Consider the following 21927-nt stretch of genomic DNA (forward strand, 5'->3'; position numbering starts at 1 on the left):
CTACCTGACCGGCGCTCTAGCAGTCACTTCCACCACCCCGGCCACCTCGACCTGGCAGATTCGCCATCCCGCTGCGACCGTGAGCGGCCCGCGGGGGTGGTCAGGCGGGGGCGCGGCCGGCGGCGAGGGTGCATGCGACCGCGTCGGCGATGAGGCTGGCCAGCCGTGGGGAGGCTCCGCGGCGCAGCCGGACCTGCATGGGCTCGGGGTCGACCGCGGGAAGGTCGGCCCGCCGCTCGAGGCCCTGCGGCGGCGGGCCGACGTCCGCCAGCAGGGCGACTCCGACGCCGGCCCGCGCCGCGTGCAGAACCCCGGCCAGGTAGCCGGACTCGCCGACGACCGACGCGACCCGGCCGGCGCGGGCGAGGGTCGTCAGGGCCTGGGTTCGGATCGTGCACGGGTCGTCGACCGCGACCAGGGGCAGCGGGCGGTCCGGCGGCGGGACGAGCCAGCCGGGGGCCGAGTACCACGCCAGCGGGAGCAGCCCGGCCGGGCGCCCCGCGGGGCTGCCGCCCGTCCCGACCAGGACGGCGACGTCCAGCGTGCCGCGGTCGAGGGCGTGGGCGAGCCGGACGCCGCGGTCGAGGCGGAACCTGACCTCGACGTCCGGGAACTGCTCGGTGAGCACGGCCATCACCCGGGGGATCAGGTGGTCGGCGGCGTGCTCGGTCGAGCCGACGGTGATCAGGCGCTGTAGGACGGACGCGCCCACTCCGAGCAGCTCCAGCGCGTCGTCGTGGGTGGCGAGGATGCGCCGCCCGGCGGAGAGCAGCAGCTCGCCGTCGGGGGTGAACCGGGAGCCGCGGCCGACCAGCTCGACCAGGGGCCGGCCCACCACCTTCTCCAGCCGGCGCACGTGCTGGCTCACCGCCGACTGGGAGATGCACAACGCCTCGGCCGCGCGGCGGAATCCACCGCAGTCGGCGATGGCCACGAGACTGCGCAGCGCCGTCAGATCCAGCGTGTTGGACACGGCAGCCATTCTATGTGATCTATCACGTTTTGCGATCAGTTTGATCACTCGGGGCGGCTTTACACTGCCCGATTTTCCAACCATCCTGATGCACATGCTGGGGAATGTGGGCGGGAGCGCGCCGGGACGAGCGAGTGCCACCGGCCGGCACCCGGCGGGCGTCGCGGCAGCGCCGCGGGTCCTCACCCGCCGACGTTTCGTCGACTACGGAACCCTCGCCTCGGCCTGCTGTCGCGCTCACTGACCGCCCGCGCGTCCGCGCCGCGCGGTCGGGACGGCGGCAGACCGGGCCGGTCCCGGCGGGCCGGTTCCTGCCTCTCGGCCCGGCACCGAGGCCCCGCGGCCGCGGTCGCCTGACGTACCCCTCGGGGCACAGGCCGGCGCCCCGGTATCCACCCCGCGCCGTCAGATCCGGCTGCGTGGGCGGGGCATGCCCCAACTCACCACGCCACGCGCCGCCCGCGGATCGACGTCCGCGGCGGCCACCCGACCGCACACGACAGGACTTCAGCGATGACCTCCTTCCAAGTCGTCCAGGACGCCCCGGCCAACGCGGTGGCCGGGTGGGACAACCCGCAGCCCGTGGCCCCGCGCGGCACGGTGATCCTGGTCGCCGGCCGCGGCGAGCACCCTGGTGTCTACGAGCGGTTCGGCACCCGGATCGCGGCCGACGGGTACAAGGTCAGGGTGGTCGCCGACGCGACCAGCGACGAGGACGGGGCCCGGGCCCGCGTCCGCGAGCTGCTCGACGACCCGGACCTGCCCGGCCCGCGGGTACTCGCCGGCTCCGACGCCGGTGCCGCGTTCGTCGCGGCCCTCGCGGCGACCGGAACCGGCGCGCGCAACGAGGTCGACGGCGTCATCCTGGCCGGCCTGCCCACCGCCGGCGAGCCGGCGGACAGCGGCGCCGGGGACAACGGGCCGGCCCGGGCGGACTCCTGGGAGAACGAGCTGGCCGAGCGCACCGCCTGCCCCACCCACCAGTCGCGGCTGAGCAACGACCCGCGGGTTCGGCGCGGCGCGCTGCTGGACCCGGTGCCCGCCGGCTGGCTCGCCGCCGCCGACCTGGGCCTGGTACGGGTGCCGGTGCTCGCCGTCCATGGTGACGCCGACCTGGTCAGCCCGGTGCGGGCGGCCAGGGCGAGCGTCGCGAAGGCGCCGTCCGCGGAGTTCGTGACCATCGCCGGCGGCCGACACGACGCGCTCAACGACGCCACGCACCGCACCGCCGCGGCCGTCATCGTCCTGTTCCTCGAGCGGCTTCGGGCCCTTCCCCAGACGGAGAGTGGCCCGGCCGGGCTCGCCGCCCCGGCCGCCGCGCTCCCCCGGATCGCCGAGTGGACGAGCTGGGCATGACGACTCCCACGTCCACGCCGACGATGCCCGTCCCGCGCCGCGGAGGAACGCCATGACCATCGAGCTCGGTACGACGACGCCGACCGTCGACGCGCGGTCGGCACTCCCGCCGGTGGACGTCACCGACGACGCCCTCGCCGCGGTGACCGCCCAGCTCGCCGCCACCGCGGAGGAACACGACCGCTCGGCCGAGTTCCCCTGGCGGGGCCTTCGGGTGGTCCACGACGCGGGCCTGCTGCGCCTCGGCATCGCCCCGCGCTACGGCGGCGCCGACCTGAGCTCCGTCGACAGCATCCGGGTGTTCGGGGCGTTGGGGCAGGGCGACCCGTCCGTCGCCCTGATCACCGCGATGACCGTGTTCCAGCACGCCCTGCAGAGCAAGGACCCGTGGTGGCCCGACGAGCTCTACCGCAAGGTCGTCCGCGACTCCCTCGAGCAGCCGGTGCTGATCAACGCGATCCGCGCCGAGCACGAGCTGGGCGCGCCGGTCCGCGGCGGGCTGCCGGCCACGACGATCCGGCGGACGGCGTCCGGCTGGGTCCTCAACGGGCACAAGGGCTATGCGACGGGTTCGGAGGGGCTGAGCTACCACCTGGTGTGGGCGGCGACCGACGACGCCGATCCGCTGCAGGGCCACGCGATCGTCCCCGGGGACTCCCCCGGGATCAGGATCGAGCGCACCTGGGACCATCTCGGCCTGCGGGCCAGCAGCACCCACGACGCGATCTACACCGACGTGGAGATCCCGGCCGAGAACTTCCAGGGGGCGCCGGCGTCGGAGCACCGGGGCGACGCGGCGTTCGCCGGCGTGGCGCTGGGAGCGTCCGCCCTGTACGTCGGGGTCGCCCGGGCCGCGCGGGACTTCTTCGCCCGGTTCGCCCAGGAGCGCGTCCCGACCGGGCTGGGACGTCCGATCGCCACCACCGAACGCATCCAGGCCGTGGCCGGGGAGATCGAGGCCCAGCTCGTCCTGGCCGAGGAGCTCGCCTTCGGGCTGGGCCGCCGCATCGACGCCGGTGAGTCGATCCCCCCGCAGCGTCTGGTGCTCGCGAAGCCGCTCATCGTCCGGGCCGCCGTCACGGCGGTGCAGACAGCCGTCGCCGCGATCGGCAATCCCGCGCTGACCAGGCACAACCCACTCGAGCGCCACCTTCGGGACGTGCTGTGCGCCCGGGTCCACCCGCCGCAGGAGGACACCGCGCTGCTGGTCGCCGGCCGCCACGCGCTCGCGCGCTGAACGACCGTCCGGTCACGCCGACCGGTTCCTCCCGCCCTGCACAGGTTCCGAGGATCCCCAACGTCCTGAGATCACCACTACCTGAGCTCATCGCTAGAGGAGCACCCTGACCATGAGCACCTCGCGCCGCCGCCGATCCACGCGGCGACTCACCGCGGCAGCCGTCCTCGCCTCCGCCACCCTGGCGGCGTGCGGGGGCGGCGGGTCCGGTGGAGACGGCGGCACGGACACCGGGACCCCGGTACCGGGCGGCACCCTGAAGATCGCGTTCTGGAGCAGCCTGCAGAGCTGCTTCGACCCGAACCAGGTCTACGTGATCGAGACCCGCAGCATCAACCGGAACTTCGCCGACTCGCTCACCGACCAGGACCCCGAGACCGGGAAGATCGTGCCCTGGCTGGCGAAGAGCTGGAAGGTGAACCCGGACGCCACCGAGTACACCTTCGTCCTGCGCGACGGCGTGACGTTCAGCGACGGCACCCCGCTCGACGCGAACGCGGTCAAGACCGCCTACGACGGGGTGCACGAGCTGGGCGCCAAGTCGCCGCTCGGGCTCTCCCTCCTGGCCGGCTACGAGTCGACGACGGTGGTCGACCCGCGCACCGTCACCGTGAAGCTCTCGACGCCGAACGCCGCCTTCCTGCAGGCGACGTCCACCACGACCCTGGCGATCCTCTCGCCGCAGACATACAAGGAGACCCCCGAGGACCGCTGCACCGGGAAGGTGGTGGGCTCGGGCCTGTTCGAGCTCGACAGCTACACCGCCGGCAAGGAGATCAAGCTGCACCGGCGGGACGGCTACGCCTGGCCCAGCGAGCTGGTCGAGAACACCGGCGCGGCCCACGTCGACGGCATCGAGGTCAGCTACATCGCCGAGGACAGCGTCCGGGTCGGCAGCCTGACCAGCAAGGCCATCGACATCGCCTGGCCGCGGCTGCCGATCAGCTCCGCCGACCAGGAGGTCGTCAAGGCCGCGGGCGGCACCATCGAGACCCGCTCCCTGCCCGGGATCTCCGGCCTGCTGTTCCCCAACATCACCGGTGACCGCCCGCTGTCCGACCCGTTGGTGCGCCAGGCGCTGAACAAGGCGATCGACCGCGGGAGCTACGCCTCCACCGTCTTCTGGGAGGGCTACCCGGTCGTCCAGGGCCCCTACGACGCGACGACCCCGTACGCGGCGAACCTCTCGGCGAAGCTCGGCCACGACCCGGACGGCGCGGCGAAGCTGCTGGACGAGGCCGGCTGGAAGCCCGGCTCGGACGGCTACCGCCACTCCGGCGACCGCAAGCTGACCCTCACCTACCTCACCCCCGCGGCGAGCGCCGGTGACCAGCTGCTGCAGGACCAGCTCAAGAAGGTCGGCATCGACCTGCAGATCAAGGTCGTCACGCAGGCACAGGCCATCCCACAGGCGACCGCCGGTGACTACGACCTGACGCCCGGCTACCTGACCCGGGGCGACCCCAGCGTCCTGGGCGCCATGCTCGACAGCGCGGCGGCACCGCACTACGCCTCCAGGTACGGCGAGGAGCCGCAGACCGCGACGAAGATCAGCGAACTGTTCGCCCGCGGGCTGACCACCGCCGACCCGGAGGAGCGCGGCGCCGCCTACGAGGAGCTGCAGACGCTGCTGATCGACGAGGGAGTCGTGTTCCCGCTCTACGACCGGCTGCAGGTGGTCGGGCTGTCCGACACCGTGCACGGTTTCGCCTGGACGTCGGAGGGCTTCCTGCGGGCCAACGACCTCTGGCTGACCAGCTAGCGTCGGCCACGACGATGCCGAGATATCTCGCCGGACGGGTCGCCCAGGCACTGGTGGTGCTCTGGGCGGCCTACACGGTCACCTTCGTCATCCTGCACGTCCTGCCCAGCGATCCGATCGCCCTGCAGCTGTCCGCCGGCGGCGTGGAGGCCGACCAGGTCCCACCCGAGCAGCTCGCGGCGCTCAAGGCCCGGTACGGGCTGGACGATCCCGTGATCACCCAGTACTTCCAGGGGATGTGGGGGGCCCTGCGCCTGGACTTCGGGGACTCGCTCACCCAGAACGTCACGGTGAGCAGCCTGCTGGCCGACCAGCTCCCCTCGACCCTGGCGCTCACCGCGTTCTCGATCGCGATCGTGCTGGTCGGTGGGGTGGGCCTGGCCTACCTGGCGACCTACGTCCAGTGGCGCCCGGCGCGGTCGCTGCTGACCCGGCTGCCGGCCGTCGGGGTGTCGCTGCCGACGTTCTTCGTCGGGCTGCTCGCCATCCAGGTGTTCGCCTTCTCCCTCGGCTGGTTCCCGGCGACCGGCACCGACGGCTGGCGCACCCTGGTCCTGCCCGGGATCACGATGGCGCTGCCCGGGGCGTCGATCCTCGCCCAGGTGCTCATCAAGAGCCTCGGCGACATCTGGCAGGAGCCCTACATCGTGACGGCCCGGGCGAAGGGGCTCAGCCGCGCGGGCATCCAGCTCCGGCACGCGTTCCGCAACGCGCTGCTGCCGGGCCTGACCCTGTTCGGCCTGCTCGTCGGCTACACGGTCACCTCCTCCGTGGTGGTCGAGACGGTGTTCTCCCGGGACGGGGTGGGCCGGCTGGCGCAGCAGTCGGTCCTCGCCCAGGACGTGCCGGTGGTCCAGGCGGTCGTCATCGTCGCGGCCGCGATCTTCGTCGCCGTGAACCTGCTCGTCGACCTGCTCTACTCGTTGCTCGACCCGCGGGTGGCGCACACGCCGCGGGTCGTCTAGGCGGTACCGATGACTGACAACACTCTCGTCGCCGGTGGGAGCCGGTCCGGGTCGTCCGCCGCCGTGCGCCGCGCCGCGCTGTTCCAGGCGGCACGGCCCTACCTGCGCCGGCCCGGATTCCTGCTGGCGCTGGTGTTCGTCGTGCTGGTCGTCGTCTCGGGGCTGCTGCCGGGCCTGTTCACCTGGCACAGCCCGACGGCCACCTCGCCGGCCGAGAAGCTGCGCGGCCCGGGGCTGGACCACCTCTTCGGCACCGACGAACTCGGCCGCGACCTGTTCTCCAGGGTCGTGCACGGCTCGACGCTCACGATCAGGGCCACCGGTGGCGCGGTGCTCGTCGCCGCCGTGGCGGGTCTGGCGATCGGGGTCGTCGCCGGGTTCGCCGGTGGCTGGGTCGACAGCGTGCTCATGCGCCTCGTCGACGTGCTGCTCGCGATCCCGGCGCTGCTGCTCGCGCTGTCGATCGTCACCGCGATCGGGTTCGGCACCCTGCCCGTCGCGATCGCGGTCGGTGTCGGCATCGCACCCGGTTTCGCCCGCACCACCAGAGCAGAGGTCTTCCGGGTCCGCGGTCAGGCCTACGTGGAGGCCGCCCGGACCGGCGGGGCGTCCTGGGGGCGGGTGCTGCTGCGGCACGTGCTGCCGAACTCGTGGGGTCCGGTGGCCGTACTCGCCGTCCTCGACTTCGGCACCGCGGTGCTGGCGATCTCCGCGCTGAGCTTCCTCGGTTTCGGGGCGGCGCCTCCCGCCGCCGAATGGGGCACGCTGATATCCAGCGGGCGCAACTACCTCATCACCAGCCCCTGGCTGTCGCTGCTGCCGGGCCTGTTCGTCGGGCTGGTCGTGTTCAGCCTGAACCACATCGCCCGGACCCTGGAGGAGGTGCGACGGTGGCAGTGAACCCGCCCACCCCGACCCCGACCCCAACGCCGGTACCGGTGGCAGGCACGGACGGCGGGTTCGTCGTGGAGCTGGCCGGGCTGGGCGTCGCCTACCTCGACCGCTCCGGTGTCGCCCATCCCGCGGTGACCGACCTCGACCTCGTCATCGCCCCCGGTGAGACCGTCGCGATGGTGGGTGAGTCGGGATCGGGCAAGACCACCACGGCCAACGCCGTCCTCGGCCTGCTGCCCGCCAACGGGCGGATCACCGCGGGCACGATCCGGATCGGCGGCGCCGACGTCACCCGGGCCGGCGAGCGCACTCTGCGGGCACTGCGCGGCCCGGTCGTCGGTCTCATCCCCCAGGACCCGATGGTGGGGCTGAACCCGACGATGCGCGTCGGCGGACAGGTCGCCGAGGCGGCGCGCCGACGCGGCGTCGACCGCCGGCTGCTGTCCGCCGCGGTGGTCGAGGCACTCGAACGCGCCGGCCTCGACGAACCCGTCCTGCGCGCGCGGCAGTACCCGCACCAGCTCTCCGGCGGCATGCGCCAGCGGGTGCTGATCGCCATCGCGCTGGCGGGCCGTCCGCGGCTGATCGTCGCCGACGAGCCGACCAGTGCACTCGACGTGACCGTCCAGCGCCGGATCCTCGACCATCTCGCCCGGCTGGTCAGCGAGACCCGCACCGCCCTGCTGATCATCACCCACGACCTCGGTGTCGCCGCGGACCGCGCCGACCACGTCGTCGTCCTGCGGGACGGCCGGGTGGTCGAGCGGGGTGAGCCGGCGACGGTCCTGCTCGCGCCGTGCGACCCGTACACCCGGCGGCTGATCGGCGCCGCTCCCGCGCCGTCCGGCGCGGGGCAGGTCGTCCCGCGGTTCACCGAGGTGCGGACCGCGCCGGAGATCCTGCGCCTCGACGGGGTCACCAAGGACTTCACCCTGCCCCGGACGAGAGGGGGCGCGCGCACCTTCCGGGCGCTGGAGGACGTGAGCCTGACCGTGCGCCGCGGGCAGACCCTCGGCCTCGTCGGCGAGTCCGGATCCGGCAAGACCACCGCGCTGCGGATCGCGATGCGGCTGGAGGCCCCGACGACCGGTCGGGTCCTGCTCGACGGCACGGACATCACCGAGGCCGGCTGGTCCGCGCTGCGCCCGCTGCGGCGGCGGTTCCAGCTCGTCCACCAGAACCCGTTCTCCTCCCTCGACCCGCGCTTCACCGTCGCCGAGTCGATCGCCGAACCGCTCGTGTCGTTCCGGGTGGGCACCCGGGCGAGCCGCCAGGCGCGGGTGAGCGAACTGCTCGACCAGGTGGCGCTGCCGCGGGACTTCCGCGACCGCCGCCCGACCGAGCTCTCCGGCGGCCAGCGCCAGCGGGTGGCGATCGCCCGGGCGCTCGCGCTGGCACCCGAACTGGTGTTCCTCGACGAGCCGGTCTCGGCGCTCGACGTGTCGGTGCAGGACCAGATCCTGCGGCTGCTCAGCCAGCTGCAGCAGGACCTGGGCGTGAGCTACTTCTTCATCTCGCACGACCTGGCCGTCGTCGCCCGGCTCGCGCACCACGTGGCGGTGCTGCGCGCCGGACGGGTCGTCGAGCAGGGCCCCGCCGCCGACGTCTTCGCCGCACCGGCTCAGGACCACACCCGGGAACTGCTCGGCGCGATCCCCGGCCAGCGATTCGCCGCCGCGCTCGCGGCACCTCGACCTGAGGAGACGGAATGACCAGCAGATACGTCATCATCGGAGCGGGTGCCGTCGGGGCAACCGTCGCCGCCCAGCTGCACGGCGCGGGCATCGACGCCGTCCTGGTCGCCCGCGGGGCGAACCTGGAGGCGCTGCGCGCCGGCGGCCTGCGTTACATCCGGCCCGACTCCGACCGGCGCCTCCCCCTCCCCGCCGTCGGCGGTCCGGACGAGATCGACCTGCTCCCCGGCGACGTGCTGGTCCTGGCCACCAAGTCCCAGGACACCGAGGCCCTGGTCGCCCAGTGGGCGTGGCAGCCGGTACGCCCGGGTGGCACCGCCGCCGAGCAGCTGCCCATCCTGCTCCTGCAGAACGGGGTGGAGAACGCCCGCACCGCGCTGCGCAGGTTCGACACCGTCATCGACGCGGTCGTGATCATCCCCTCGTCCTACTCGACGCCCGGCGAGGTGGTCTCGCCGGCCGCTCCCCTGGCCGGCGCCTTCTACCTGGGGCGCGCACCGCGGGGCGAGAGTGCGGCGGCGACGCGGATCGCCGCCGACCTGCGCCGCGCGCAGTTCGGCGTGAAGGTCGTCCCGGACGTCGAACGGTGGAAGGCCGGGAAACTGCTCGGGAACCTCGCCTACAACCTCGACGCGGTCTACCCGCCCGGCAAGGCCCGCGAGACGCTGGGCGCGACCCTCGTCACCGAGGCCCGCGAGGTGCTGACCAACGCCGGGGTCGAGGTGACCGACCTGCTCTCCGGCGACACCGGGCTGGACCTGTCCGGCTTCGTCCTGCACGACATCCCCGGCCATCCGCGCCAGGGCAGCTCGACGTGGCAGAGCCTGGCCCGCGGTGCCTCGGTGGAATCGGACTTCCTCAACGGCGAGATCGCGCTGCTCGCCCGCCTGCACGGGACGTCCGCCCCGCTGAACGCGGGCGTGCAGCGACACATCGCCCTCGCCGCCCGGGGCGGGCTGGGGCCGGGTGGCCTGGGCGAGAGCGACATCGCCGAACTGCTCGCCTCCGCGCCGCGCGCCGGTGACGTCCTCGTCGACGCGAAGCGACTGCACGACGAGCTCACGACGGCCCGCGCGCCGGTGCTGCTCGACGTCCGCTGGGCGCTGGGCGACCCGCACGGGCGGGACCACTACCTGGCCGGCCACCTGCCGGGCGCGGTGTACGTCGACCTGGACACCGAGCTGGCCGCCCCGCCGGGCGGGACCGCGGGACGCCATCCGCTGCCCGCCGTCGAGGACCTGCAGCGGGCGGCCCGACGCTGGGGGGTGGCGACCGGCCGGGGAGTCGTCGTGTACGACGACAACGGCGGGCTGGCCGCCGCGCGGGCCTGGTGGCTGCTGCGCTGGGCCGGTCTGACGGACGTCCGCATCCTCGACGGCGCGCTCGGCGCCTGGCGGGAGGCCGGATTCGAGCTGGCGACCGGCGACGTCGTCCCCGAGCCGGGTGGCGTCGTCCTCGACGCCGGTCACCTGCCCACCCTCGACGCGGACGAGGCGGCCCGGGTCGCCCGCGACGGCGTGCTGCTGGACGCCCGCGCCGCGGAGCGCTTCCGCGGCGAGATCGAACCGGTCGACCCGCGCGCCGGCCACATCCCCGGCGCGGTCAGCGCGTCCACCGGCGACAACCTGGACGAGCACGGCCGGTTCCTCTCCCCGGAACGGCTGCGGGAGCGCTTCGCCGCACTGGGGACGACCGGCGCGGGCGAACCGGTCGGTGTCTACTGCGGCTCCGGGGTGACCGCGGCGCACGAGATCGCGGCGCTGGCCGCCGCCGGCATCGAGGCCGCGCTCTACCCGGGCTCGTGGTCCGCCTGGTCCTCGGACCCGCAGCGGCCCGTCGCCACCGGGCCATGACGGACCGGCGGCTCACGGCAGGAGAGGCGTTCACGGCCGTACTGCCGGGCGGGCGGTGGAGCCAGGACGACGCGGTCGTCGACGCCCACCGGCTCGACCGCTCCGGATGGCATCCGCCGGGGCGGCCGCTCGGCGTCGCGTTCGCGCACACCGTCGACGACGTGCGGGCGGTGCTGCGCGAGGCGGTCGCCCGGGGGGTCCCGGTGACGGTACGGGGCGCCGGAACAGGTCTGGCCGGCGGCGCCGCGGCCCCGGACGGGGCCGTGATCCTCGACCTCGGCGGCATGAACCGCATCCGCGAGCTGTCGGTGGCGGACGCGGTCGCCGTCGTCGAGCCCGGGGTGATCACCGACGACCTGGACCGGGCCGCGCGGGCGGTGGGCCTGACCTACTCCCCCGACCCGGCCAGCTCGGCGATCTCCACCGTCGGCGGGAACATCGCCACCAACGCGGGCGGCCTGCGGTGCGCCAAGTACGGCGTGACCCGGGAGTCCGTGCTCGGCCTGGACGTGGTCCTCGCCGACGGCGAGCTGGTCAGCACCGGGCGGCGCACCGTCAAAGGCGTCGCCGGCTACGACCTGACCGGGCTGTTCGTCGGCTCGGAGGGCACGCTCGGCGTCGTCGTCGGAGCCACCCTGCGGCTGCGGCCCGCGCCGCGACGCACGGTCACCCTGGCGGCGTTCTTCGACTCCTTCGGCGCCGCCGTGGACGCGGTCACCGAGATCATGGCCACCGGGATCGTGGTGGCCATGGCGGAGCTGCTCGACGGGCCGACCATGCGGGCCGTGGACGCGGCGACGGGCAGCGACCTCGCCACCTCGGGACAGGCCTTCCTGCTCGTCCAGACCGACGGCGCCGGAGCCGGCGACGAGGCCGACGCCGTCGAGGCGGTGCTGCGCGGCCGCGCCCGCGCGGTGCGCCGCTCCGCGGACACCACGGACGCGGCGGCGGCGGAGCTGCTGGCGGCGCGCCGGGCGGCGCTGCCGGCCCTCGAACGGATCGGCCGGGTGCTGATCGAGGACATCGCCGTCCCCCGGTCGCGGCTGGCGCGGGCGGCGGCCCGGATCGCCGAGATCGGCGCCGATACCGGTGTCCAGATCTTCACCATCGCCCACGCGGCCGACGGCAACCTGCACCCGATCATCGTCGTGGACCGCACGGGCGGCGCGGGCGGCCCCGCCGGGGAGACGGACGAGATCCCGGCCGAGGCGTGGAAGGCCGCCGACCTGATCTTCCAGACCGCACTCGACCTGGGCGGCACCGTGACCGGCGAGCACGGGATCGGCGCGCTCAAGCGCCGCTGGCTCGGCGCGGAGCTCGGGACGGCGAACCACTCCCTGCAGCAGCGGCTGCGGCGCCTGTTCGACCCGACCGGGATCCTCTCGCCCGGTCGCGGCCTGTGACCGGATCCACCGCCATCCCGAGGTCGGCCTCGATCTCGGGCAGCGACCGTCCCTGTTGGCCACTACCCGGGTCTGCCGCAGGAAAGCCTCAGACCGCGTGAACCGGCCATCCTGGTACCGGGGCGAGACCGAGATGGTCGCGCAGCGTCGTCCCCGTGTAGTCGGCCCGGAACACGCCGCGTTCCTGGAGCAGCGGGACGACCGTGTCCGCGAACTCGTCCAGGCCGGCGGGGGTGATGTGCGGGACGAGGATGAACCCGTCCGCCGCGCAGGCCTGTACGAACCGGTTGATCGTGTCCGCGACGGTCGCCGGGCTGCCGACGAACGCCTGCCGCCCGCTGACCTCGATGACCAGCTCGCGGGTGGTGAGCTTCCCCGCCTCGGCGATCTCGCGCCAGCGGCGGGCGGTGGCCAGCCGGTCCTCGTACATCCGCACGCTCGCCCTGCCCTGGGCGACGGTGTTCTCCCCGGGCTGGGGGTCGACCTCGGGCAGCGGCCCGTCCGGATCGTGGTCACCGAGGTCGCGGTTCCACACCTGCTCGAGGAACTGGATCGCGGTGGCGCCGCTGACCTGCTGGCGGCGGACCTCCTCGGCCCGCTCCCGCGCCTGCGCGTCGGTGTCGCCGAGGACGAACGTCGCCGCCGGCAGGACGAGGAGATCCTCGGGCGCACGGCCGTAGCGGGCGAGGCGGCGCTTGACGTCCGCGTGGAACGCCTGCCCGGCGTCGAACGTGCTGTGCCGGCTGAAGATCGCGTCGGCGGACCGGGCGGCGAACTCCCGGCCCGCGTCGGAGTCACCGGCCTGGAAGATCACCGGCCGGCCCTGCGGGCTGCGCGGCACCGTGAACTGCCCGCTGATGTCGAAGTGGGCGTCGTGGTGCTCGAACGCCCCCGCCTTGGCATCGGCCAGGAAGACGCCGGACTCCTTGTCCGCGACGATCTCGTCCCCCCGCCAGGAGTCGAACAGCTCGCTGGCCGTCCGCAGGAACAGCTCGGCGCGCTCGTAGCGCTGCTCCTCGGCCAGGAAGCCACCGCGGCGGAAGTTCTCCCCGGTGAACGCGTCCCAGGAGGTGACGACGTTCCACGCGGCGCGCCCGTCGGAGAGATGGTCGAGACTGGCGAACTGGCGGGCCACCTCGTACGGCTCGTTGAACGTCGAGTTGATGGTCCCGGCCAGGCCCAACCGGTCGGTCACCGCCGCCAGCGCCGCGAGCACGGTGAACGTGTCTGGACGCCCGACGACGTCCAGGTCGTGGATGCGCCCGCGCTGCTCCCGCAGCCGCAGCCCCTCCGCCAGGAACAGGAAGTCGAACTTCGCCCGTTCCGCCGTCCGGGCGAAATGGACGAACGACTCGAACGCGATGTGGCTGCCCGAACGCGGGTCGCTCCACACGGTCGTGTTGTTCACGCCCGGGAAGTGCGCGGCGAGGTGGATCTGCCTGGTCGGGCTGCTCATCCGGTTCCTCCCGGTCAGGACGGACGCGTCAGGTGGCGGCGGGTTCGGGTGGGGCGGCGGCGTAGCGGTTGGCCGCCCGGGGGAACCCGAGCAGGCCGCGCAGCGTGTCCGCGCCGTACTCGGGCGGAACCAGGCCACGACGCCGGAGCTCCGGCACCAGCCCGCGGGTGATCGCGGTCAGATCGGTGGGAACCCCCGCCGGGCGCAGCTGAAATCCGTCGATACCCGCCCCCGCCCACTCCTCGAGGACGTCGGCGAGGCCGGCCGGCGTGCCGGCGAAGACGGCGGCGTCCGACCGGAACTCCCGGCCCGCGAGCTCGTCCAGGCGGGCCCTGCGCGCGGCGGCCCGGCCCTCAGCCTCGTCGAGGAACACCACCAGGTCGGCGAACACCCGCAGGGACTCCGCGAGCCGCCCGGCCGCGGCCTGCTCGGCCCGCAGGTCGCGCAGGATCCGCGCCGCGTCGGCGGCGTCGCGCGGTGTCACGTGGACGAGGTCCACCGAACCCGCGGCGAAACGGTACGGGACGGCCGCGTGCGCGAGCGCGGTGACCAGCGGCTGCCCCTGCGGCGGGCGCGGCACGATCGACGGACCCCGCACGCTGAACCACCGGCCCGCGAAGTCGATGTGGTGCAGCTTGTCGCGGTCGATGAACCGCCCCGTGGCCACGTTGCGGATCTCGGCGTCGTCCTCCCAGCTGTCCCACAGCCGGCGCATGACCTCGGCGTAGTCCGCGGCCTCGTCGAACAGGTCCGCGGGCCGCGCCGGCGGCAGGTCACGACGGCCGAAATGGGCGGCCTCGTCCCGCCCCGCGCGGACCCTGACCCGCACCCCGGCCCGCCCGGAACTGACATGGTCGAGAGTGGCGACGGCCTTGGCCACGTGGAACGGCTCGGTGTGCGTCACGACCACCGTCGGGACGAGGCCGATGGCCCGCGTGCGCGGCGCGGCGCGGGCCGCCACCAGGACAGCGTCGAGCCGGCCGCGGACCTGGTCGACCCGGCCGTCCGGGCCGTCATACCGGGACGACTGCAGCGCCAGCGTGTCCTCGATCGTCACGAAGTCGAGCCGGCCACGCTCGGCTTCCTGGACGAGCTCCGTCCAGTAACGGCCGGAGAACAGCTCGCGGGGACGGGCGTCGGGCTCCCGCCAGGCGGCGGGGTGCCAGCCGCAGCCGTCGAGCGCGACGGCGAGCCGCAGCTCGCCCGGGGCGGTGGGACCGGTCATCGATGTCAGCCCACCGCGCTCGACCGGGACCAGGCCTCGGCGAGCAGCTCGTAGGAACGCACGCGATCGGCGTGATCGTGGGTGATCGTGGTGATCAGCAGCTCGTCGGCGCCGGTGGCGTCCCGCAGGACCCGCAGCCCCCGCACGACCGTCTCGGGCGAGCCGACGAACTGGGTGTCCACCCGGTCGGCGACCAGTGCCCGCTCGGCGTCGCTCAGCCCGCGCGCCGCCACCTCCCCGGGGCTCGGGTACGGGATGGCGCCACCGCCCGCGCGGATGCTGGCCACCCACGGACCGTAGCCGCTGGCGAGCCGGCGGGCGGTCTCGTCGTCCGACGCGACGACGACGTCGGCGGAGACCATCACCCGCGGCTCGTTCAGCACGCCGGGCCGGAACGCGGCCCGGTACGCCGCGATCGTCTCGAGCACCGTGGACGGGACGATGTGGTAATTCGCGCCGAGCGGCAGGCCGAGGGCCGCGGCCGTGAGCGCGCTCCCGCCCGCGGTCGCCGCCAGGATCCAGATCTCCAGATCTGCGCCCTCCGCGGCCGGCGCGGACAGCGCCGTACCGTCAGGCGCACGGTAGGTACCACCGACGAACGCCTGGATGTCGCGGACCAGCGCGGTGTAGTCCTCCTCGGGTCCGTCCCGGAAACCGACCAGCCGCAACTGCCGGCCGAGGCGCTCCACGTCGAAGGTGACCGCCGGCGACTCAGGGAGGAGCAGGCCGTCGACCACCCGCGCCGAGGGTCGAGGCGGCGGCTGCGCTGTGCCGTTCAGGGGCTGCGCTGTGCCGTTCAGGGGCTGCGCTGTGCCGTTCGGCGTGGGCTTGGCGGCCCGGTCGACCAAGCGGCCCAGGTTGGATCGACCAAGCCCCAGGTCGACCCGCCCGGGGTGAAGGTGCGCGATCGTGCCGAACTGCTCGGCGACGACCACCGCCGTGTCATGCCCGGTCTGGACCGCCCCGGAGCCGACCCTGATCCTCTCCGTCGCCGCTGCGACCAGGGCGATCAGAACGGCGGGTGCGGCGGAGGCGACCCCCGGGGTCAGGTGATGCTCGGCGAGCCAGTAGCGGGTGTAGCCGAACCGCTCGGCCTGCCGGGCCAGATCGAGCGTGTTGCGCAGCGCGTCGGCCGCCGAGGATCCCGAGGGGAGGGGGGCCAGGTCGAGCACCGACAGCGGGACTGAGCCTGCTGGGGGCATGGGAAGCCACCGCCCTTCGACCACCGTCAGTAACCCCACTTTGTTCAGTCAATTAGTGAAGATATGGCTGTCGCCGCACGCTGTCCAGCCCCCTGACCACTCTGCCGGCCCGCGTTCCGCCCGGATCGTTCAGCCGGGACCGTTCCGCCCGGGCAGTTTCGCCCGCGCCGGTCGGTGTGCGGGATCGCGCCGGGTTCGCCCGCCCGCCGCCCCATCCGCGACCGGCGCTCCCGCGATCGGCGGCGAGCGGCAATGCCGACGCACGCGCCCGCGCCGCAACAAAGCCGTCGAACATCCCGCGACCCGCCGACCAGACCGCAGAATCCGAACTATTTAGAACAGCTCGAAATTCAGGATTCGCCCGACGGAGATGGACGCCACACCCACCCTGCCACCAGCCCACATAATTAGTCCTCGACTTTGCCGGGAAGCGCTTCTGGGGTAGCGTCATGGGCGCCGCCTAGCGGGAAATAAAAAGCCCGACTGAAAGGAGTCTCCCGAACCATGGAGCAGCAGCAGGCACAGCAGGTGGAGCAGCAGCTTCGGCAGAACTGGCGCCAGATCCGCTACCGCATCCTGGACCAGTTCGGTCAGGTGAGCACCGCCGACCTGGACGCGTCGACCAGCGTCAACGACCTCGTTGCGCGGATCGCGGACAAGACGAACCACAGCGAGCGGTACGTCGAGAACCGTATCCAGGAGCTTGTCGGAGCCGGCTCGGCCCTGGGCGGCGCCTCGCGCGACCGGCTCGGTTCCAGCCAGTACAACCAGTTCGGCCAGGGCGGCCAGGGCAGCCAGCAGCAGGGCCAGCCGTTCGGGGCGCAGCAGTGACCCGATGAGGTCTCACCGGACGGCGTCACCTGCCCGGTAGGGCGGAAACACCGTCCGGCGTAGCCGGGTTCCGGTCGCTTCGGAGCAGCCGCTCAGACGGCGGCGGCGAGGAGCGACCGGAAATCCAGCAGCTCGTCGATCAGATCGGTCACCACCGGATCCCGTGGAAGCCGGTTCAGCTCGACCAGCATTGCATCTGTTTCTTCTATGGTCGGCAGGCCGTCCACGGCCGCGACCATCGTAACAATTTTAGTCATAGGTTGTCCGACGTCGTCCCGATGATTCTCTCCAGAGTACTTCATGCCGCGATAGAAAGTACCTCCACAGCGCATCAGGCGAAAGTTGTCCTGATTGCCACGCCCGGCGCGCCCACGGAACGTGCACGATCTTCGCCGAAACGGCGCGGCGGTCTCGCTTGGTGAGCACTCCCGAGCTCGGTCGGCCAGGCTCAGCCGGCCGGACGCAGTTCCAGCGTGCAGCATTTCGCGCCGCCGCCACCCCGCCGGATCTCATCCGTGGCCACGCCGACCGGGATGAATCCATGGTCACGCAGAGTGCTCGCGAACCCGACAGCATCGGCCGAGATCACCACGTGCAGCCCATCACTGACCGCGTTCAGCGCGAACGCGACTGCCTCCCGCTCGGACACCGTGAGAGCCCCCGGAAACGTCTCCTGGAGCAGGGCGTTGCTACGCGCGCTGAATGCCGCCGGGTAGTACGCGACAAGGTCCTCGGTGAGGACACAGAGCGCGGTGTCGAGATGGTAGAAACGCGGATCGACCAGCTCCAGGGTCAGCACCCTGCGGCCGAGAACACCCGCCACCTCGGCGTGCGCACGTGGCTCGGTACGGAAACCCGTCCCGGCCAGGACAACGCCGCCGACCGGCAGGAAATCTCCTTCGCCCTCGTTGACGTACGACGGGGCGTGCACCCGCCGCATTCCAGCCCCGCGGAACCAGTCGAGGTAGTGGTCAGCCTCGGCCCGCCGCTGCGGGTACCGGAAACGCGCCCCGACCGCGATGCCGTCGACGACCAGGCCGCCGTTGGCCGCGTAGACCATGTCCGGTAGCCCGGGAACCGGCTCGACCAACTCGACCTGGTGGCCCAGCCCCAGATACACGGCCCGCAGCGCCTCCCACTGGGCGTGTACCCGGGCGAGGTCCGTCGGTACCTCGGGGCGCATCCACGGGTTGATGGCATAGGTGACGTCGAAGTACTCCGGTGGACACATGAGGTACCTGCGGGCAGAGGCTCGACGCGAGACAGTCGAATCCCTCGGGGCAGCGTCCACGCACCCCAGGATGCCAGCCCGCCGCCGCAGGCCCCGCGGACGAGACAACCGCGGAATCACGGGAACATCGGACGGACACGGATCGTCGGTCTGGCAGGACTTCGTCCGTGCCATGCGCAGGCCCTCCAGGGCCGGACGCGGCGTCCTCACCCGAGTCCATTGTCAACGAACGTCGTCTAGCGAACGGGGGCTACCGATGCCGTACTTCGACCTCGGGGTCGAGACCAGGCTGTTCTTCACCGACGATCCGGCCCGGGACGGGACCGCGATCCTCGGTGAGAGCCCAGGCCCGGTGAGCCTGAACGGGACGAGAGCGCCCAGCGCACCCCCGCCCCTGGTGCTCGTCCACGGCTGGTGTTGCGACTCGCACGACTGGAACTTCCAGATCCCAGCCTTCCTCCGGCGCCACCGCGTGATCGCCGTCGATCTGCGTGGCCACGGTCGGTCCACCGGTTCGAAGGGGCTGCGGCCGCGGATCCTGGCCGCCGACATCGCGGCCCTGCTTCGCGAGTTGGGGGTGACCGCGAGCAACGGCGGGGTGGTCGCCGTCGGACACTCGCTGGGCGCGATGGTCGCCAGTGCGCTGGCCGTGGAACATCCCGATCTCGTCCGCGCCGTCGTCGCGGTGGAGCCCGCCTACGGCCTGCCCGAAGCTGACGTTGAGAGATCCGCACGGTCGCTGGCGAACCTCGGCGAGCCGGGCGGGGTCGAGCGCCTGCTGAGGTATCTCGCGGCGCTGGCTGGCCCCGACGCCCCCGAGCACCTGACGACCTGGCACCGACGACGCGCGCTGGGCGTACCTGTCGACGTGGCCCAGGCGGCCTTCGCCGGCATGTGGCTGGATGTCGACCAGTTCGGCCGCCGGGAGCAGAGCGACGACTACCTGGCCAAGCGGACCTGCCCCGTGCTGTCCGTGTACGGGGAACGGCGCGCCGACCAGGCCGAATGGGAACGCGACTTGTCCGCGGGCCCGTCCGACGAGGTTCACGTGCTGCCGGGCGGCCACTGGCTGCATCAGGAGCACCCCGAGGTGTTCAACTCACTGGTCCTCGGGTGGCTGACCCGCCTGTCCTCGACGGCGGGCACCCACTGAGCGGCCACCGACGGCTCGAAACAGTCGGGTCCGATGCCCCTCGACTCCGGATTCCTCGTCCCAACCCTGGGCACAGTGTTAGCTTCCTGTGACGTGCAGCCTGTAACGGCCGACGCGACGTCGGCAAGCGATCCGGCTTTAACTCGGCAGCCATGCCCCTACCCGGCCCGAGCGTGGTGGGGTGACACCCTGGTCGCGGAGTCGACAGCCGCCGTCCGGGTACAGGAACCGGGGCAGGTCCCCGTCCTTTACTTTCCACGCTCCGACATCCGGTTCGACTCCTTCGGAGACGAGGGCCGGACGGTGTCGTGCCCGGTGAAGGGCACGGCACGCTTGTGGTCCCTCGAGGGGAAGGTCGACGCCGACGCCGTCGACTGGCACGACCCCGCCAGCACGACGACGGTCGACGGCCGGGACGCGCTGTGGGCCTTCACCCAGCCGGCTTCCGGCCTGGAGTGGCTGACCGACTTCGCCGCCTTCGACCACGACCGGGTCCGGGTGGAGATCGTCGACGAGCTCCCCGGCGAGCAGCCCCGCGACAGCACGATCAAACGCTTCCCCACCTGGGGCGACGCCTCAGATCTCATCGACATCATGAATGTCCGCCAGGCCGGCGACCGCAGATACGTCAGCGTGGCCCTTGCTGATCCCCGGCGGCCTGTCGTCGAAGGCAGCCAGATGCTCGGGCAGGCCGTGGTGGCCGGCGGTCGCCACGCGCCCGGGCGGCGGGTTGTCTCGGCGCACATGGTGTTCTACCGGGCAGCGGACGCGCGCGAACCTCTCGAGTTCGAGGTGGACGAGCTCAGCTCCGGCCGGAGCTTCACAACGCTGGCAGTACACGTCTCCCAGCGCGGAAAGCGGCGCGCCAGCGGCACCCTGCTGCTCGATGTCACCGCACCGGACGTCGTCCGCCACTCCGCGGCCCCGCCGCCATCCGCAGGCCCCTACGACAGCAAGCCCTACGACATGTCCGTGACCGGACGCGACATCCGCATGGTCGACGCGGCGTACACCGACGACCCGGCCGCGCCCGTGGGTCCTCCGGTCATCGACACATGGGTCCGGTTCCGCACGGTGCCGGACGACCCGTGCCTACAGGCCGGGCTGCTCGCCCAGTTCACCGGGCACATCTCCATCGCCGCCGCCCTGCGCCCGCATGAGGGGGTCGGCCAGAACCAGGCCCATCGCACGCTGTCGATGGGGATCAACGCGATTGGCATCTCCTTTCACTCCAATGTCCGGGCCGACCACTGGATGCGCTATCACCATCTGTCGACCTTCGCCGGCGACGGAATGACCCATTCCGAATGCCGGGTCTACGACGAGGCCGATGCACTGATCTCGTCGTTCACCGTCGACGCCATGATGCGGGGCTTCAGGAATGACGGGCGCGCGGTCGACGACAGGACCGCGCTATGAGTCTCACGACTGGACGAGGCCCCCTGTCCACGCGGCCAGCCGGCCGCTTCAGCGCGTCTCTCCCGACACCGCTTGTCTACGTCGAGCCCTTCCAACGTCGGGTACGCGGCCGTTCCGACGGTCGGACCGTGATCGACAGCGAGCGAGTGCTGCTGGTTCATGCACCGGGACAACCTCCGACCTATGCGTTCCCCTCCGAGGATGTCCAGGTGACTGTGGCATCCGAACCCGAGCCCGCCGTCGCAGGACACGTACGGGTTCCATGGGACGCTGTCGACGAATGGTGGGAAGAAGAGGAACGGATGCTCGGGCATCCGCGCAACCCCTACCACCGGGTCGACTGCCTTCGCTCGACTCGGCGCCTGCGCGTCGAGGTCGGCGACGCGGTCCTCGTCGACACCTCGGACACCGTTGCCCTGTACGAGTCCGCGCTCGCACCACGGCTGTACGTTCGCCGCCAGCAGGTCGACATGGGACTTCTCCGCCCGAGCACGACGACGACCTACTGCCCCTACAAGGGAGCCGCGTCCTACTGGTCGGCGATCGTCGGGGACGTCGTCGTGGAGGACGTCGCCTGGTCGTACGAGGATCCGCTCCCCGAAAGTATCCCGATCTCCGGCCTGCTGAGCTTCGACGGATCGCGTGTGACGGTGAGGCACGATCTGCCCGCCCCGACCCGCGCCCTCGAGGACCTCGAGCCGCAGCCGGACGGACCGACCTGCAGTAACGGCGGACGGTGCTGACCGGGTAAGTCGCCGTTCCCAGCAGCTGGGGTGCATCGCGGCTGGGCCGCCATCGGCCGACCCAGCCGCGATCACCGCGCGGCCACCCAGGGCATGATCTCCTGGATGGCCGAAGTGCGGGTGTGATCGCAGGCGACGGCGGTGTGACTCGGCCCGAAAAGTCGCACCGACCACTCCGCCCTCAACTCTGGCCGGCCCACGAACCCGACGTGGCGCAGAGAATCCCGCGACACCGGAACCCACCCAACCATCCAGGCACTGTTTATTTGATAACCCTCGAATTCATTTATAGATTCGACGACATTTAGCCCTGCCGTCAATGTGACGGTGACACCCGCCGACAATCACCGTCCGCGACGACGCTACGCGGACCACCCAATCCGGTCAACCGCCTTGCCGGGCCGACCGACAGCCTTCGCGCACCGCGTCCGGACCGGTCCCTCCGCCGGGAAAAATACCTGGTCGGGGCACCAATAGCGGGGTGCGATGAGACGGGCGAGAACCATCTCGCCGGCGCGCTCACACAGCCC

The 21927-nt window shown here is 72.5% G+C and carries 18 protein-coding genes; 12 read left to right on the forward strand and 6 right to left on the reverse strand.

Features of this window, described 5'->3' with window-relative positions; translation table 11 throughout:
- Positions 1–100: 100 nt before the first annotated feature.
- Positions 101–982 (reverse strand): LysR family transcriptional regulator, encoded by an 882-nt coding sequence (locus tag E0504_RS25230; protein WP_112105369.1) that lies wholly within the window; start codon positions 980–982, stop codon positions 101–103.
- Between the two features lie 504 nt (positions 983–1486).
- On the opposite strand from E0504_RS25230, the gene E0504_RS25235 reads away from it, so the two are divergent.
- The 8 genes from E0504_RS25235 (at position 1487) to E0504_RS25270 (ending at position 12137) form a co-directional block, all read left to right on the forward strand.
- Positions 1487–2329 carry an alpha/beta hydrolase gene (locus tag E0504_RS25235; RefSeq protein WP_112105368.1) on the forward strand — a complete coding sequence of 281 codons (843 nt, stop codon included), beginning with the start codon at positions 1487–1489 and terminating at the stop codon, positions 2327–2329.
- 52 nt (positions 2330–2381) lie between these two features.
- Positions 2382–3566 (forward strand): acyl-CoA dehydrogenase family protein, encoded by a 1185-nt coding sequence (locus E0504_RS25240; RefSeq protein ID WP_112105367.1) that lies wholly within the window; start codon positions 2382–2384, stop codon positions 3564–3566.
- A gap of 112 nt (positions 3567–3678) precedes the next feature.
- Entirely contained in the window at positions 3679–5328 is a 1650-nt protein-coding gene (locus E0504_RS25245; RefSeq protein ID WP_112105366.1) for an ABC transporter substrate-binding protein, read from the forward strand.
- A gap of 14 nt (positions 5329–5342) precedes the next feature.
- The gene (locus tag E0504_RS25250; protein WP_112105365.1) at positions 5343–6293 is read left to right on the forward strand and encodes an ABC transporter permease; all 951 of its coding nucleotides are present in this window, start codon (positions 5343–5345) and stop codon (positions 6291–6293) included.
- Positions 6294–6302: 9 nt separating this feature from the next.
- Positions 6303–7193 (forward strand): ABC transporter permease, encoded by an 891-nt coding sequence (locus tag E0504_RS25255; protein ID WP_131625968.1) that lies wholly within the window; start codon positions 6303–6305, stop codon positions 7191–7193.
- Positions 7184–8899, forward strand: coding sequence for a dipeptide ABC transporter ATP-binding protein (locus tag E0504_RS25260; protein WP_373693936.1), 1716 nt, complete (start codon positions 7184–7186; stop codon positions 8897–8899). Before E0504_RS25255 ends, E0504_RS25260 begins: the two co-directional genes overlap by 10 nt.
- Positions 8896–10734: a rhodanese-like domain-containing protein gene (locus E0504_RS25265; protein WP_131625969.1), complete on the forward strand. Its 1839-nt coding sequence runs from the start codon at positions 8896–8898 to the stop codon at positions 10732–10734. The genes E0504_RS25260 and E0504_RS25265 overlap by 4 nt, the downstream gene beginning before the upstream one ends.
- Complete coding sequence (locus E0504_RS25270; protein ID WP_112105374.1) at positions 10731–12137, forward strand: FAD-binding oxidoreductase; 1407 nt, start codon at positions 10731–10733, stop codon at positions 12135–12137. Before E0504_RS25265 ends, E0504_RS25270 begins: the two co-directional genes overlap by 4 nt.
- A gap of 88 nt (positions 12138–12225) precedes the next feature.
- Here the strand turns inward: E0504_RS25270 and E0504_RS25275 are convergent, their stop codons facing one another.
- The 3 genes from E0504_RS25275 to E0504_RS25285 are packed head-to-tail and all read right to left on the reverse strand — an operon-like array spanning position 12226 to position 16020.
- Complete coding sequence (locus E0504_RS25275; protein WP_112105361.1) at positions 12226–13593, reverse strand: NtaA/DmoA family FMN-dependent monooxygenase; 1368 nt, start codon at positions 13591–13593, stop codon at positions 12226–12228.
- 28 nt (positions 13594–13621) lie between these two features.
- Positions 13622–14818: an LLM class flavin-dependent oxidoreductase gene (locus E0504_RS25280; RefSeq protein ID WP_131625970.1), complete on the reverse strand. Its 1197-nt coding sequence runs from the start codon at positions 14816–14818 to the stop codon at positions 13622–13624.
- A 5-nt stretch (positions 14819–14823) separates the two neighbouring features.
- The gene (locus E0504_RS25285) at positions 14824–16020 is read right to left on the reverse strand and encodes an LLM class flavin-dependent oxidoreductase (protein ID WP_112105359.1); all 1197 of its coding nucleotides are present in this window, start codon (positions 16018–16020) and stop codon (positions 14824–14826) included.
- A gap of 504 nt (positions 16021–16524) precedes the next feature.
- Here E0504_RS25285 and E0504_RS25290 point away from each other — a divergent pair.
- A complete protein-coding gene (locus tag E0504_RS25290) occupies positions 16525–16851 on the forward strand; it encodes a hypothetical protein (protein ID WP_112105358.1) in 327 nt (108 codons plus the stop codon).
- Between the two features lie 92 nt (positions 16852–16943).
- Here E0504_RS25290 and E0504_RS25295 read toward each other — a convergent pair whose 3' ends face one another.
- Both E0504_RS25295 and ddaH read right to left on the reverse strand, forming a co-directional pair.
- Positions 16944–17090 carry a hypothetical protein gene (locus E0504_RS25295; protein WP_165938603.1) on the reverse strand — a complete coding sequence of 49 codons (147 nt, stop codon included), beginning with the start codon at positions 17088–17090 and terminating at the stop codon, positions 16944–16946.
- A gap of 209 nt (positions 17091–17299) precedes the next feature.
- Positions 17300–18256 carry a dimethylargininase gene (ddaH, locus tag E0504_RS25300; RefSeq protein WP_368672059.1) on the reverse strand — a complete coding sequence of 319 codons (957 nt, stop codon included), beginning with the start codon at positions 18254–18256 and terminating at the stop codon, positions 17300–17302.
- Positions 18257–18338: 82 nt separating this feature from the next.
- On the opposite strand from ddaH, the gene E0504_RS25305 reads away from it, so the two are divergent.
- The 3 genes from E0504_RS25305 to E0504_RS25315 all read left to right on the forward strand — a co-directional run bounded on the left by E0504_RS25305 (position 18339) and on the right by E0504_RS25315 (position 21397).
- A complete protein-coding gene (locus tag E0504_RS25305) occupies positions 18339–19235 on the forward strand; it encodes an alpha/beta fold hydrolase (protein ID WP_112105356.1) in 897 nt (298 codons plus the stop codon).
- Positions 19236–19328: 93 nt separating this feature from the next.
- Positions 19329–20654, forward strand: a complete 1326-nt coding sequence (locus E0504_RS25310) for a DUF427 domain-containing protein (RefSeq protein WP_235013769.1) — start codon at positions 19329–19331, stop codon at positions 20652–20654.
- A complete protein-coding gene (locus E0504_RS25315; protein WP_131625972.1) occupies positions 20651–21397 on the forward strand; it encodes a DUF427 domain-containing protein in 747 nt (248 codons plus the stop codon). Before E0504_RS25310 ends, E0504_RS25315 begins: the two co-directional genes overlap by 4 nt.
- The last annotated feature ends 530 nt before the right edge of the window (positions 21398–21927 follow it).

The organism is Parafrankia sp. BMG5.11, from assembly GCF_004337455.1.

What these genes read in the sequence shown, in the direction of transcription:
- E0504_RS25280 (WP_131625970.1), bottom strand. Translation starts at nt 14,818, where the DNA reads ATGACCGGTCCCACCGCCCCGGGCGAGCTGCGGCTCGCCGTCGCGCTC.
- E0504_RS25245 (WP_112105366.1), top strand. Translation starts at nt 3,679, where the DNA reads ATGAGCACCTCGCGCCGCCGCCGATCCACGCGGCGACTCACCGCGGCA.
- ddaH (WP_368672059.1), bottom strand. Translation starts at nt 18,256, where the DNA reads ATGGCACGGACGAAGTCCTGCCAGACCGACGATCCGTGTCCGTCCGAT.
- E0504_RS25290 (WP_112105358.1), top strand. Translation starts at nt 16,525, where the DNA reads ATGGAGCAGCAGCAGGCACAGCAGGTGGAGCAGCAGCTTCGGCAGAAC.
- E0504_RS25285 (WP_112105359.1), bottom strand. Translation starts at nt 16,020, where the DNA reads ATGCCCCCAGCAGGCTCAGTCCCGCTGTCGGTGCTCGACCTGGCCCCC.
- E0504_RS25255 (WP_131625968.1), top strand. Translation starts at nt 6,303, where the DNA reads ATGACTGACAACACTCTCGTCGCCGGTGGGAGCCGGTCCGGGTCGTCC.
- E0504_RS25305 (WP_112105356.1), top strand. Translation starts at nt 18,339, where the DNA reads ATGCCGTACTTCGACCTCGGGGTCGAGACCAGGCTGTTCTTCACCGAC.
- E0504_RS25315 (WP_131625972.1), top strand. Translation starts at nt 20,651, where the DNA reads ATGAGTCTCACGACTGGACGAGGCCCCCTGTCCACGCGGCCAGCCGGC.
- E0504_RS25275 (WP_112105361.1), bottom strand. Translation starts at nt 13,593, where the DNA reads ATGAGCAGCCCGACCAGGCAGATCCACCTCGCCGCGCACTTCCCGGGC.
- E0504_RS25240 (WP_112105367.1), top strand. Translation starts at nt 2,382, where the DNA reads ATGACCATCGAGCTCGGTACGACGACGCCGACCGTCGACGCGCGGTCG.
- E0504_RS25230 (WP_112105369.1), bottom strand. Translation starts at nt 982, where the DNA reads ATGGCTGCCGTGTCCAACACGCTGGATCTGACGGCGCTGCGCAGTCTC.
- E0504_RS25235 (WP_112105368.1), top strand. Translation starts at nt 1,487, where the DNA reads ATGACCTCCTTCCAAGTCGTCCAGGACGCCCCGGCCAACGCGGTGGCC.
- E0504_RS25270 (WP_112105374.1), top strand. Translation starts at nt 10,731, where the DNA reads ATGACGGACCGGCGGCTCACGGCAGGAGAGGCGTTCACGGCCGTACTG.
- E0504_RS25250 (WP_112105365.1), top strand. Translation starts at nt 5,343, where the DNA reads ATGCCGAGATATCTCGCCGGACGGGTCGCCCAGGCACTGGTGGTGCTC.
- E0504_RS25265 (WP_131625969.1), top strand. Translation starts at nt 8,896, where the DNA reads ATGACCAGCAGATACGTCATCATCGGAGCGGGTGCCGTCGGGGCAACC.
- E0504_RS25295 (WP_165938603.1), bottom strand. Translation starts at nt 17,090, where the DNA reads ATGGTCGCGGCCGTGGACGGCCTGCCGACCATAGAAGAAACAGATGCA.